This window comes from Ruegeria sp. BG3, assembly GCF_056538485.1.
Genome location: NZ_JBQFTE010000019.1, coordinates 1 through 12,755 on the forward strand (window position 1 = coordinate 1; position 12,755 = coordinate 12,755).

Here is a 12,755-nt window from a genome sequence, read left to right on the forward strand (position 1 = left end):
TTGGTAAGCGAGATGCTGCGGTGCGGTTTCAACATATGACCGCAATACGGACAAAGCTGACATTCCGGGCCACCGCATGTATTCACCATTCCCTTGAAAATGACTGCCTGAGCGGCCCTTCCAGCCGTTCGCAGTGCAGCAGAGAGCCGTGATAGAACTCGCATTTAGTGTGTGCGGTCTGTACGTAAGTAGCAGAAACGGCTCCCAACGTTTATCAGGAGCCGTGTTTGCTGCATAGGTGGTTCTTTGGAAAATCAGGCGTGTCCACCGCCGATCAAGCCGATACCCGAAGTTAGACCGAACCAAGCTTTGACCCGCAGACCAACTGCCTTAATGATACCCATGGCTTGGATCCCGTGGGCGACAAGAGTTCCTTCCATTTCACCTTCAAAATTGGTGGTGTAGGATTGGACGATGCAACCACTACCCGGCACCAATAGATCGCGGTGTTCTGGGTGCACCAGATCGAGATGCACAACGATCTGACCCCTTTTTGCCTTTTCACTGGGCTCTATCAGGCGACCGCTAGGCGCAAGCTGACCGGAAGAAATCTGCTCCTGAATTCGGACGATCCTTGCCGGAAGAACAGTATGACGCTCACCTCGGCCCTTACAGGGGCTGTCACGAAAGACCTCTCCCCTATTGTGGACATGGTACTCGCCCTGCTCTCTGCGCTTGTCGTTTTTGCTTCCACAGCCGCAATAGTACTGAAAGGGTCAACACTTCGGGCCGTCTTCGGCCGAGGATTGGCCTCTCTCGGCGCAGCGCTAATTATTTCGCCCGTGGGGATCGCCATCCTGTTCGCACTATACCTACAAGACTGGGTATCAGTCGTAGCAGACACGTCTATCGAACAGGCGGGAAGAACAGCGGCATCCCTGTTTGGCGGTCTATTCGCCGTCAATGCAATTGCAATGGGATTGGCTTTAGGATGTTTGTCTCTGCTACTTGGGACCAGGCTAATGCAAATTCGTCCAAAATCACTCGTTTCACCTTAGGCGAGTGAACTTCCGCTTTGAACTCAATGCGGTCGTTCGCTGCAACGTGCTTGAACGTCTGCTTTGCGGAACAAAGCGTACATGATTACTTTAAGGCGTGTTTTGTACGACACGAAGCTCAAATGCCGACACTGATAGAGAATTGCTGAACGCTGTTTATTCATCGTGATGAGCAAGCTTGCCGTCCCATTCTTCTGTCGAAACCTTGGGCTCCGGCGGGTCCGCAATGTAAGACGGTGTCATTATCTGCGTTCCGTTTTCGTTAAATACATCGACAATGTTCTCGCGCAAGTCGGACAAAATCTTAGGCAGGCTTGACCCGCGCGATGTGTACGCATTGATCTCATAGTTGATTGCATAGTCAGCCAGCTGTGTCCAAAGCACAAAAGGTTCAGGGTTCTTTCTCAAGCCTTGAGTTCGATAAGCTGCCTCTATCAGCATTGCCTTGATCTTCTTCGGCGGTTCCTCGTAGCCAATTCCTACTGTAGTGTGAACCAAAAGCCCTCGACCATCTACTTTGCGAGAGTAGTTCACGACCTCAGAGTTAAGCAGCTGCGCATTTGGAATGCTAATCATCTCATTCTTGATAGATTTAATGAGGGTTTCCATCAGTTTTATCTCGGTCACATCACCGATTTTGTCACCAACTTGAATTCGATCACCGATGTTGGTGCTGCGTCTGTAGATTACAAACAAGCCGGCCATCATGTTAGAAACAACCGTATTCGAACCGAGCGAAACCATAATGCCCGCCAGAATTGTCAAACCCTGAAAGGCCCGGGAGTCGGAGCCGGGAATATAGGGGTAGGCAAACACCAGCGCGATCACGATGATCAATGCCCTAACCAACATCTTAGTGGGTGCAATCCAATGTTCTTCAAAGTCCTTGAGCTCGAAAGCGCCGTTTTCAAGGTTTTCGAAAAACAGATCTATGCCACGAATGGCCAACCGCGTCACAGCTGCGATGATAGCGAGCATAATTAGGTTGGGTATGTACCCAACAATGGCCAATACAACAGTGACAAGCGGTTCGCTCAAGTACTTCAAAAGGATTTGGGCTATAGCCTGTGTCTCAGCAAAGGAGAGCAATACCAAGGACAAGTAGTAGTAGAAGAAAAACAAAAACAGAACCCACATCAAAATGTGGATTGAGTAAACGACAATCGACGCGATAGCCCTGCTTCGTAAGATCGATTTCGTTGCTTCCTCAACGCCTTCAGCTCTCTTTTCCAAGTTGTTTCTGATGTAGTCTAGTAGCTTTCGCCGCTTTGCAAAAAACGCATATGAAACGAGGGTAAAAAATACCGTCCAAGCAAATGCAGCCATCGCACTGTCTACTCTGCCTTCATTGGACCGAGCATCCCGGTATTGTAAGATTGAAGTCTCAATTGCCTCAGCCTGAAGCCCCGCCAAAACGTCAATAGCCATTTGTTCGTGCTCGGCGTCAGCTTGGGTGGTTATTGTAACCATCCGCCCGTCGATACGTATCATTTTCCCAAATTCAGCGTCCGAAACCTGGACCTGAACCGAAGCTTTCGTTGAAGCGTCAGCGACCTGAACGATCCGCTCCTCGATCTTTCTCGCACGTTCGGTTGCAGGCAACGCACTTGAGCCACGAACCAGGAATAATTCTTCACCATCCACAATCACCGGCGCGATAAACTCCGGATCGTTTCTCTCTTCAGCCGGTACGACGACTTCTTCCGACTGAGCAAACGCAACGCTGCACGTAAATAGAAGCGGCAGGAACCAAAGTGTAAAAGCTCTCATGATTTAGTTCCTTCTACCGGAATTATGTGCACATCGCGTTGCGGGAAAGGTATGGATATTCCTTCTTCGTCAAACCGCTCTTTTGCTTGACCGGTAAGGTCCCAATAGACGGTCCAGTAGTCATCGGACTTGGACCATGGGCGGCAGAAGATGTTGACTGAGTTGTCTCCTAACTCACCCACGAAAATTTCTGCTTCTGGTGTCTTCAGACAAAACTGGTGACGCGCAACTAAGTCCTTGAGAACTTCAATTGCTTGGGCAGCGTTGTCCGAATAGGCGATGCCAAAGACCAGATCGACGCGACGTTCTTCGGATGCGCTCACATTGGTAATCACATCCCCCCAAATCTTGCTGTTCGGGACTATTATCATCTGGTTGTCGAATGTCCTGATCTTGGTTGAAACCACCGACATCTCATCCACGAACCCGGATGAACTGCCTACTTGGATATAGTCGCCAGTGTCGAATGGCTTGAGAACCATGATCATCAGACCGCTTGCGAGGTTTCCCAGCGTTTCCTGCAATGCAAACCCTAGGATGAACGACAAACCGCCGAGCACGGCAAAAAGCGGTGTAACGTTAACTCCGAACAGAGCTAAAACGACGAGTATGCCAAGGACGAAAACGGCCCAGTACACGGCGGTTGAAATGAAGCGTTTCAGCGTTCTGGAAATAGTCGGAATTTTAGTCAGACCCCTTTCAGTGACCCTGCGCACCATTCGAGCAATGAACATCATGGCCCAAACTGCCAATAATACACCCAAACCGGCCATCAACAAACCAACGCCCCCATCCCACGAGAACAACCAAGACCACGCGTTCTGAAAGAGCGTTTGAAGATCGGTTGTTCTTAGGGCTCCCGTTTTCAATGCGAGAATATAGTCAGTATGCGGTTCCAGATCTTCCTCCTTTGCGCCTTTCAGACTCCATGCTTCGAGCACCAGGCGATAGTTGTTTAGGATGTCCAGTCCAGAGTCGTTCAAAGAGGACAACTGAGACCGCAAGCTGTCTTCCCGAGCTCCGTTCGCCGATCGAAGTTGGAGATTCACTTGAGCGACTTCTTCGAGCCGAGAGCGGACGTAAGTTTGCCAAGTAACGGCGACCGCGGAAAGCTCTTCCGCAGTTAAGGGAACAAGTAGGATCTCGAGGTCATTGGCCGCAATCATCTCATCTAGGACTGCATTTGAAAGATCGTCATTCTCGTTTTCCACAGCCTCTTGATCCACATCCGTTTCTTGCGCGCCGGCAGGAAAAGCACTCGATAATCCCGTGAGCCAAAGGAACGACCAAACCGTCAACGTTCTTAGTGCTTGTCTCATCTGTCTGTCCCCTATTTCTTTAACGGTCGAAGAGAGCACACACAGACGTAATAAATCCAGAATTATGTTTATGTTTGAATGTTTGACGGCGACGAACACCATGATTATTGAATTGCTTTCGGTGTAGCGACCCTCTCAAATTGGCGGAAACTCTGACTTGTTTTCAAGGAACTACTTGCGCAACATCTGTGAATGTCAGGAACCAATTGGGAGGTTGGCATAGGCGGTCGGAATCTCGTCGGGACTTGTTCCGGAGCTTAGAACCGGTTTTCGAGAAGGAAACGGCCCGCAGAACCTGCTATTCTCACCAAGGCCAAAAAGCCAAAGGGAAAAATATGATTGCACTACTATTTGCGTTGTTCACATGCGCTTTGGGGCTCGCTTACTATAACCTTGTCCGACTTTCATACGCCGTCTTCGTAGTTACGCTTTTGGCGAGCGTCTATTGGCTAAAATTTCATGCAACAACGCCGCTTTCAATCCAACTGTGAGATCGTTTTATGTCACCTGAATTTGCCCGAAATATGAATGCCCTTGGTGTTCTGGCTGTGTGCCTAGTGTTGGTTCTTGCATTCTATTTTCAACTTGTTCTCTACGAACTACCTTGTCCGTTATGTCTACTGCAGCGTGTCGGTTTCGTGGCCGTAGGGTTTGGGCTCGGGCTAAATCTCTTGTGGGGCACGCGCGCAAGGAATTACGGAATCGTCCTTGTAGCAGCAATATTTGGCATCAGTGTTTCGATCCGTCAAATCCTACTGCATATAGTGCCCGGCACTGGGCACTATGGGTCTCCGGTTCTTGGGCTGCATTTTTACACTTGGGCCGGCATAGCCTTCGGGTTGATAATACTCGGGACCGCGGTGATGCTTGTTTTTGAAAAGCAATATGATCTGGCTGCGGACGTTAGGGCATCGGAACGGTTCGGTGGAAGCAAGTTGGCCAAAACGGCATTCATGTTGATCTTGGTTTTGGCAGTTGCCAATGCAGGCTCAGCTCTACTGGAGTGTGGACCAGGTATTTGCGACGATCCGCCAACGGACTACAAATTTTTGGATAAGCTTGAGGAAGCAGGTGGAACCTAGGTCGAGAAGACATCCTGCACGCAGTTTTTCCGGTATTTTACCCTCCAAAATCAAAGAGTAAATACAAAGGCGAACTTTGCTTCATTTTGATTAAAAATAACTGCCAACAAGCAAATTGACGGCCAGAAACAAAATATATGGTCACTGTTTAGGCAAGTGAAAGATTTGGGCTCACTGCCGACGTTTTCCGCGACTTCCCTAGACTGGTCGAAAGAGCCAATATCGGCCATTGGTGAACTTTCAGTCTTTTGCCTATGCAGCAGGTCGCAAACGTTTCAATCCAGGGTTTCACAGCCTGACGTCTAAAAACTACTTCGCGGACGATGCCGTCATTTGATGTAGCGCCGAGATCTGACGCGTCGGAACCATGGACACTTCACGTTTCAGGATATAGCGCCAGACCTATCTTTGCCCGGAACAAAAATGACTGAAACGACGTATCCAAGCCCTGTTCAATCGCACCGCCATGCCGATATTGCCGTCCATGCGATCGGGCTGCTGGCGATCCTGACGGCCGGTGGGTTACTTCTCTTTAAGTCAATCCACGGCCTCGAACCTAGCCTAGTCCTAGCGGTCTCGGTTTACGTGCTTTGTGCGCTGTCGTCCAATCTAGCATCCGTGGCCTATCACTTTTCCACATGGCACCTCAGGCGCACGCTATTGCGTCGCATTGATCACGCCGCGATCTATCCCAGCATTTCGGGTACCTTTACACCATTTTTTGTCTTGGCAGACACGACATGGACGATGTCCTTGCTGTGGACTTGTTGGGGGCTGACAGCCGTAGCCGTCTGGAACAAGATCACGAACGAAACGGTCAAGCCTCGATGGTCAACCGCATCCTATCTTGGGCTGGGCGCAATCGGATTGAGTGCCCTTCCTGACCTCACGAATGTACCTATCATGACACTGTGGTGCATCTTGGCTGGCTCCGCCGCCTATGTCGTTGGAACGGTGTTTTACGCCCAAAAAACTATGCCTTATCGGTATGCTGTTTGGCATACATGGGTAAATATTGGCGGTGCGCTGATGTTTGTCGGCATATGGATAGCCCTATCCACTCAATGGTAAATCAGTAGGGGCAGGGAGTAGTTGTTTCGCAACCGGTGTGTTGGACATTGCTGTGGAACGACAGGTATGTTTTTGGTCCGATGCAGAGGTCTGCCGGACTCTGTCAGTTTCTTGCCTCGGGACAGAGAGCCGAACCAAGGTTGCAAGGCGCTAACGTCTGCCTTGCTGGATAGCGCTCTAAATTCGCTGCCTAGCAGCTTCCCTACTGTAAAACCTCGGCAAGGCGTAGAAAGCAGTATGTTGTCACTTGGTCTCTTTTTTGGACAGAGCATCCCGGAGCGCGTCGCCGACCAAGTTGATTGAAAGGACACAGATTACAACCGCCAACCCGGGCCACACCATCTGTAGCGGTGTCGACCGCATGTGAACGCGTGCATTGAGAAGCATTGTGCCCCATTCTGGCATAGGGGGCTGCACTCCGAAGCCCAGAAAGCCCAAGGTCGAGATGCCCAAAATCGCACGGGCGAACATACCTTTCCAAACTACAATGAGTGAGGGCATCAGCGACGGCAAATAGTGCCAGCGAGCGATATAGAGTGGCGATAGCCCCGCCAGCCCTGCTTGAACCACATAGCCGCGTGTTTGAAGTGACAACCCAATGCCGCGGGCGACACGGGCATAACGCATCCAGCCTACAACGCTGAGCGCGAAGATCAGACTGGCCGTTCCGGAGCCAAGTACGCCGGCGATCACTACAGCAGCGACAAGCTCTGGGAACGCGAGGAAAGTGTCGGTAACGCGCATCATGGCCCAATCCAGCCATTTGCCGCCCAAGGCAGCGACCAGGCCAATAACAGTGCCGATGAACAGGCCCAGCAAGGAAATGAGGAAGGCCAAACCCAATGACCATCGCGCCCCGAAGAGAATGCGCGAAAAGATGTCTCGCCCGAGAGCGTCAGTACCAAGCCAGTTTTCTGACGTGGGCGGGCTCAACCTTTTGGGAATGTTGATCGCAGCCGGATCATACGGGGCAAACATTGGGCCAACGACCGCAATCACGACAAATACCAGGGCGAGGAAGATAACGCTACGCATCGTGACCTCCAATGCGGGGATCAAGCAGGCTATAGGCCAGATCGTTTCTTTCGGAACAGTCGAAAATCGAAGTGCGCGATATCGGCCAAGAACGTTGCGGGATTGTGAGCTTCTCGGTCCAAGGTTCAGAACCGCATTCAATTGTTGGCAAAATGGCTAAGGCTGGTTTCGCGATAGGTGCATCGACGCCATCCAGAACTCGCATAGACTCCGAGAAACGTAATTTGCCTACTTTATTGAGGATCGCTCCCCACTACTACAACACTGAGAGTGATATAGAATGCGCAGTTAGGCACCTAAGCTCGCTTTTATGATCTTTTCGCATCAGCCGGCAGGAAGCGAGAGGCGGTTGCGCAGCCACCGTGTCAGCAAAAGGTCGGTTCGCTACACAAACAAGAGGAAAGCCTGGTTCTGAATGTCCGCTTCGGGCCGGCTACGACGGTTGATGCCGCGTCGACGAAGGTCTGAAAGGTTCGCACAGCGGTCGCTCGCGACATTTCGGCGAATGACCGCACCGAGCCCAAAGCAAAAATTGCTCTTCGGAAGCAAAGTCTGCCTTTCTGAACCTTAGATTTGACTTCAACTGATCGCCTCCCCAACTACTGCAGTTGCAATATATCCGGAACGCATAGCTTTCTTTGTTCCGGCATTTTGTCTGCACCATCCGATCGTTTCAGTCGTTTCGGACCGTCTTTAACCTTGATCTTCGGCTTTGCTAGTGGGCCCTTCAAGGTCACGGGCCAGGGACTCTTCGATAGAGGTTCGCCAATCTTTCGGGGCTGCAGATTTAGGTCCAAAACCTTGCCCGCCACATCAACACCGCCAAAGACGACAACTTGGACATGGTCTGTCTCCAATGTGGTTTGTTTCGTCGAAATACTTCCATTTGAGATACTAATCGGCGCACGCAAACAAACGATTGGAGCAACCTTTTGCTTCTCTTTGGTAAACACCCAAGGTAGCACCCCTAGCCCTGCCAGATCCAAAAGTTGCGTCTCGATCGAGCCATCACGCATTGAAACAGTAGCATTGCCGTTCATGCTGTTTGCAAAATGCTTCGGTGAATCGGTTCCGCCGGTCACCGAAAAATCTGCATAGATCGTACCGCTCGCACCCTTTTTGAAGTTCAGGTTGTGAAGAATATCATCCAGCTGCCAACCGCCCGCTTTGCCAGTCAACGTGAGTAGATGCGCGTCGTTCGAAAGATCCATCTGCCCGCTAACGTCGAAATGAGCGCCTCCATATTCAAACTTCAAAGGTCCGGCCTTAAGCTCATTTTTGTTGAGCGTCAGTTGGCTCTGCAAACTGCTGATGCCCTGGGCTCCTTCGATGTGCCTAAGGTCAACGTCGACATCCATATCCATACCGGACAAGAGAATTGAGCGCCCGATAGGTTTAAGCGTTACATCTCTTAACGCACCTTGGCCGCCCTCGTCTTCTTGTTTAGTTTCTTTCTCTTCCGGCTCTGGGCCGCCTATTTTCCGCAATTGTGCGGCAGCCTGAACGATAGTTCGGATCTGATCTATCTTAATCAGGTCACTCTCAATGGAACCCTGAAGCACCGGGTCGCTTGTTGCATCATCAAGATCGGCCATAATCTGCAAGATAGAGTCGGCGACCTCAACATTGGCACTCGCGTTCCAATCAGTGCCTTCGCTTACAAGGTTGATTTCAAGACGAGCCTGCCCGGTTTCCACACGTTCAAGCGATAGTGCCTCCAAAAGGTCCGCCCCGGATGGAACTGCGACATCAATTGCCAAATCCAGGTCTTCGAATTTGAGTACATTCTCAACAGTGCCATGCACCTCAAGGTTCCAGACGTCCGTATCGCTTGTCTTTCCATCCAAATTCGACAGCGAAAGCTGATTAATGTCGCCGTTCAAATGGAAGTCACCGGAGAACCTGCCAAGCTGGTCGTCTGGGCCCAACAATTCTGGCGAGATCAAACTGCTTGCCGGTATATCCATTAGGCCTTCTGCTGATATGCCTTGCAACTGAAGCGCGTCATCGACCGAACCGTTCAAAATGATAAACGGATCGGCTGGGTTCCCAATTCTAAGGTTGATGTTTCCGACTTTTAAGGCGCCTTCTGGTGTTCTGGAAAGCTCGGAGAACTTAATCGGGGGCGGGCCTTCGCCGGACGTGTCCAACGTGAAACCGTTGGTCTTAATGACCATTTGTCGCTGCGGCACCCGACCGGGTACGCTGTCGATAACCATGTCGACTGCGATAAGTTTAAGATCATATCGCGAGGCGGCTGGGGCTGGTTCCGCATCTTCTGGGTAAAACCTAATTCGGGTTGTCAGCGATACGTCTTCCGGGTTCCCCAATTCTCCGATCTGCCCCGTCAGCGAAAGGCTGTGCCCGCCATCTAATTCCGCCAATACAGATAGGTCATCAATCCGTGCTACGCCGTCGACTGATGTAAACGTTGCGCCAATACTCCCTGTGCCTTCCAAAACGCGGCTCAGCTTCAGGATATCGAGAAGCTGGCCAAGTTCGGCAATCTCTACGGTCGTTGCCACTTGCAGACCGTTCTCTTGAGGAACTTCCTCTGCGACAATCGAAGTCTGTTCGAAGTTCACCGCCAACCGAAACGGGTCTTCCGTGGGGAATGTCGCGTTCAGATCAAACCTCTCTCCGTTCAGCGAACCGGCCCCGACTGCCGTCGCAACATCAGTTTCCGTATCACGCTCTAAGAGCAGCTCAAGAAGCTGCAGGTCCAACTCAAGTCCGTTTAAATTGTTTTTATAAAGAATGGCGATATCAGTCAGATCAGTTTTGCGGTCCGTTAGAATTCCCGCCAACAGCGGTGTCGGGGATTTTGTAGGTTTCCCGACTTCAGTTTCCGTTTGGGAAATAGACTGCCAGTTTCCGACGCCATCTTTGTCCGTGATCAGGTTCAGGTGAACACCCGAGAGCGAAAGACCACTCAGTGACATTTTACTGTTCCAGAGGTCGCGTGCGGAAACTTCAAACTCAATCTCATCGATTGCCGCAAGGTTCACACCAGCATTCCGAGAACCGGGTAGTTCCAGCCCTGCCGCTGACACCTGCAATTGCCGACCAATACCCAGACGCACTTCATCTTCAATTCTAACCTCCTGGCCAAGTTTCTTAGAGATCAGATTTTCGACGAAAGTAGTTCTGACCGAGGAAAACAACGCAGAAGACAGGAAAAGCCAAGCTGCAAACACTGCGACAAACGCGACAGCGCAACAAATCAAAATACCTTTTGAAACGTATCGCACGTTCTTCTCCTAAAATCTCGATTCACCCAATGGGAAGCCTAGACCATTTAATCATTTAGTTAATGGAATATATGTGGTCGGTAGATGATCTAAATTCCGAATGAGCTTGACTATATTGCTGATATTCTAGCGTGTTTTGTCGAACCGCCAGGGTCAGGACTCATAGCCAATAGATAACGAGTGCTGCGAGGGCGATTGCTGACAGGAAGACCTTCGGGCACCTGTCGTAGCGGCTTGCCACAGGCCGCCAATCCTTCAACCTGCCGAACATGATCTCGATCCGGTTGCGCCGTTTGTAACGACGCTTGTCGTACTTAACCGGTTTCTTCCGCTGCTTCCGGCCGGGGATGCAGGCGCGTATCCCTTTGTCTTTCAACGCCTCCCGGAACCAATCGGCGTCATAGCCACGATCCCCGAGCGGCCAATCGACATCCGGCAGGCCGCTCAGCAGTGCCGGCACACCAATGTAGTCGCTGACCTGACCGGCGGTGATGAACAGGTTGAGGGACGTCCCCGGCTGTCGCAGATGGCATGCAACTTGGTGTTCATGCCGCCCTTGGTGCGGCCCCTCTCGGCAGCATCCTCCGGATGCGCCTGCCGGGCAGTGAATCAGGCGTCCGCGCCCCTTTTTTGACGCCCAAACTGCTTGCGGTACGGTGGGCCTTCAGGTCGGTGGCATCGACCATCACAGTCTTCTCTTCACCGTGTTCGGCAGCCAGACCAGCCATCATCCGGTCGAAGATGCCTTTGACGCTCCACCGCTTCCAACGGTTATAGAGCGTTTCCGGGGCTTACGTGGCCCCACTGGGGCCACGATCCCCTTCAACTGTGTGGGCCATACGCCGAAGAGGCATCGCGCCATCTCAACCCATTGCGATTAATGAAGATAATGCCGCTCAACACACGTCGATCATCAACGCGTGGTTTGCCCTGGGACTTGGGCAAGAAAGGCTCAAGACGCGCCACCTGCGCATCCGTCAGCCAGAAAAGATCAGACATGGTCACCGCTCGATTTTCGAACCGTGAATCACGCAGCAAAGCGGAAATCAATGGGTCCTGACCCTAACCGTACTGATGGCGCGCCGCCGTCCATCGGTATCCGTCAGCGGCTGTTTCCAGATATCCCAGACCGGGAAGAGAGATGTGCGACCCGCCCATCATTATGCGATCCGCAGCAACCATATCCATAGTCTTGACGCGGGTTTCACGTGCCAAATCCTGATCAGTGTCAAAGCCAATGGTCACGGCGGGCATAGCGAGTTGCACCGCTGGAACATGAACAATGTCGGCCGCAATAAGCAGGACATCGCCGTCACTTTCGAGCATCAGGCCCGTATGGCCGACGGTGTGGCCGGGCAGCGCCATAGTCGAGAGCCCAGGAGCGATTGCGGTTTCTTCAGCGCCAAAAGGCTCAATCCGTTCGCCAAAACCATCGAGGGCGGAGCGTGCAAGGTCAAACGCAGCTTTGAAGGCATCGGGAGCCTGCGCCTGAATCTCCTCGCTGGTCCAGAAATCGATGTCAGCGCTCGCTACCCGGAGTGTCGCGTTCAAATAAGGATTACCAGCTGGCGAAACCGTGCCGCCGATGTGATCGCCGTGCAGATGGGTGAAGACCACCGTGTCAATAGCGGCCGGATCAAAGCCGAGGGCGTTCATCACGGAGGGCAACTTGCCAAGGGTCGGTCCGAAGATTTCGCCGGTCCCCGCGTCGACCAATATTTTTCTATCACCAATTTCGACCAAAAACGCATTGACCGCACTCGGATGCGCGTCGGTGGCTATGTGCGCATTGTCGAGCAAGGTCGCGAACTCTTCTGGTGTTACACCGGAGAGCATTTCAGGTCCGATCGAAATGAACCCATCGGACAGCACGTGCACCGTCGCCGAGCCCACCTGGTAGCGCCGCGCCGCTACGAGGCCTTCCGCTCCGAGGGGCGCGACGTTCCACCCCAATGCAGCGAGGCCCGAAGTGATGCCTGTTCCGGCCAAGAATACGCGTCTGTCCATGATTGTTCTCCCAAATTTCTCGAGACTACCCCTCACTGTTGCTACCCTAGCAGTAATGGGGACGGCGTGACACTAAGGTTGAATGCGGCGCCCGTTGAAAATTCAGTGATCGGCCAATCGCCGCTCGGTCTAGGCGAGCTCTGCAAAGGAAATCCATTGATTGCCGCGCAATCGACAAAGGTCCGGTATCACTGGCTGCGCTGCAACGCCCAAGTGTTCTGG

At 52.0% G+C, this 12,755-nt stretch carries 9 protein-coding genes and 1 pseudogene; 3 read left to right on the plus strand and 7 right to left on the minus strand.

From position 1 onward, the window contains the following. Positions 1-254: 254 nt before the first annotated feature. From ACR0AI_RS21735 to ACR0AI_RS21745, 3 genes are all read right to left on the minus strand, one after another. Positions 255-476 (minus strand): hypothetical protein, encoded by a 222-nt coding sequence (locus tag ACR0AI_RS21735; RefSeq protein ID WP_480677181.1) that lies wholly within the window; start codon positions 474-476, stop codon positions 255-257. 678 nt (positions 477-1,154) lie between these two features. Further along, complete coding sequence (locus tag ACR0AI_RS21740; protein WP_480677182.1) at positions 1,155-2,768, minus strand: mechanosensitive ion channel family protein; 1,614 nt, start codon at positions 2,766-2,768, stop codon at positions 1,155-1,157. After that, the gene (locus tag ACR0AI_RS21745) at positions 2,765-4,087 is read right to left on the minus strand and encodes a mechanosensitive ion channel family protein (protein WP_480677183.1); all 1,323 of its coding nucleotides are present in this window, start codon (positions 4,085-4,087) and stop codon (positions 2,765-2,767) included. Before ACR0AI_RS21745 ends, ACR0AI_RS21740 begins: the two co-directional genes overlap by 4 nt. A gap of 335 nt (positions 4,088-4,422) precedes the next feature. Here ACR0AI_RS21745 and ACR0AI_RS21750 point away from each other — a divergent pair, with 335 nt between their 5' ends. The 3 genes from ACR0AI_RS21750 (at position 4,423) to trhA (ending at position 6,240) form a co-directional block, all read left to right on the plus strand. Then, positions 4,423-4,578, plus strand: a complete 156-nt coding sequence (locus tag ACR0AI_RS21750; protein WP_480677184.1) for a DUF5993 family protein — start codon at positions 4,423-4,425, stop codon at positions 4,576-4,578. Between the two features lie 9 nt (positions 4,579-4,587). Continuing rightward, the gene (locus ACR0AI_RS21755; RefSeq protein ID WP_480677185.1) at positions 4,588-5,169 is read left to right on the plus strand and encodes a disulfide bond formation protein B; all 582 of its coding nucleotides are present in this window, start codon (positions 4,588-4,590) and stop codon (positions 5,167-5,169) included. A gap of 423 nt (positions 5,170-5,592) precedes the next feature. Further along, positions 5,593-6,240 carry a PAQR family membrane homeostasis protein TrhA gene (gene trhA / locus ACR0AI_RS21760; RefSeq protein WP_480677186.1) on the plus strand — a complete coding sequence of 216 codons (648 nt, stop codon included), beginning with the start codon at positions 5,593-5,595 and terminating at the stop codon, positions 6,238-6,240. 243 nt (positions 6,241-6,483) lie between these two features. On the opposite strand, the gene ACR0AI_RS21765 is transcribed toward trhA, so the two are convergent. The 4 genes and pseudogenes from ACR0AI_RS21765 to ACR0AI_RS21780 all read right to left on the minus strand — a co-directional run bounded on the left by ACR0AI_RS21765 (position 6,484) and on the right by ACR0AI_RS21780 (position 12,533). Next, on the minus strand, positions 6,484-7,275 hold the full coding sequence (locus ACR0AI_RS21765) for an ABC transporter permease (RefSeq protein WP_480677187.1): 792 nt from the start codon (positions 7,273-7,275) through the stop codon (positions 6,484-6,486). A gap of 599 nt (positions 7,276-7,874) precedes the next feature. Beyond that, the gene (locus ACR0AI_RS21770; protein WP_480677188.1) at positions 7,875-10,526 is read right to left on the minus strand and encodes an AsmA family protein; all 2,652 of its coding nucleotides are present in this window, start codon (positions 10,524-10,526) and stop codon (positions 7,875-7,877) included. Positions 10,527-10,686: 160 nt separating this feature from the next. Next, a pseudogene (locus ACR0AI_RS21775) lies at positions 10,687-11,525 on the minus strand (IS5 family transposase). A 63-nt stretch (positions 11,526-11,588) separates the two neighbouring features. After that, positions 11,589-12,533 (minus strand): MBL fold metallo-hydrolase, encoded by a 945-nt coding sequence (locus ACR0AI_RS21780; RefSeq protein ID WP_170681044.1) that lies wholly within the window; start codon positions 12,531-12,533, stop codon positions 11,589-11,591. Positions 12,534-12,755: the final 222 nt, after the last annotated feature.

Bases quoted from the DNA above. Each gene is read 5' to 3' on its own strand.
- ACR0AI_RS21745 (WP_480677183.1), bottom strand. From the start codon at position 4,087: ATGAGACAAGCACTAAGAACGTTGACGGTTTGGTCGTTCCTTTGGCTC.
- ACR0AI_RS21780 (WP_170681044.1), bottom strand. From the start codon at position 12,533: ATGGACAGACGCGTATTCTTGGCCGGAACAGGCATCACTTCGGGCCTC.
- ACR0AI_RS21750 (WP_480677184.1), top strand. From the start codon at position 4,423: ATGATTGCACTACTATTTGCGTTGTTCACATGCGCTTTGGGGCTCGCT.
- ACR0AI_RS21765 (WP_480677187.1), bottom strand. From the start codon at position 7,275: ATGCGTAGCGTTATCTTCCTCGCCCTGGTATTTGTCGTGATTGCGGTC.
- ACR0AI_RS21740 (WP_480677182.1), bottom strand. From the start codon at position 2,768: ATGAGAGCTTTTACACTTTGGTTCCTGCCGCTTCTATTTACGTGCAGC.
- ACR0AI_RS21755 (WP_480677185.1), top strand. From the start codon at position 4,588: ATGTCACCTGAATTTGCCCGAAATATGAATGCCCTTGGTGTTCTGGCT.
- trhA (WP_480677186.1), top strand. From the start codon at position 5,593: ATGACTGAAACGACGTATCCAAGCCCTGTTCAATCGCACCGCCATGCC.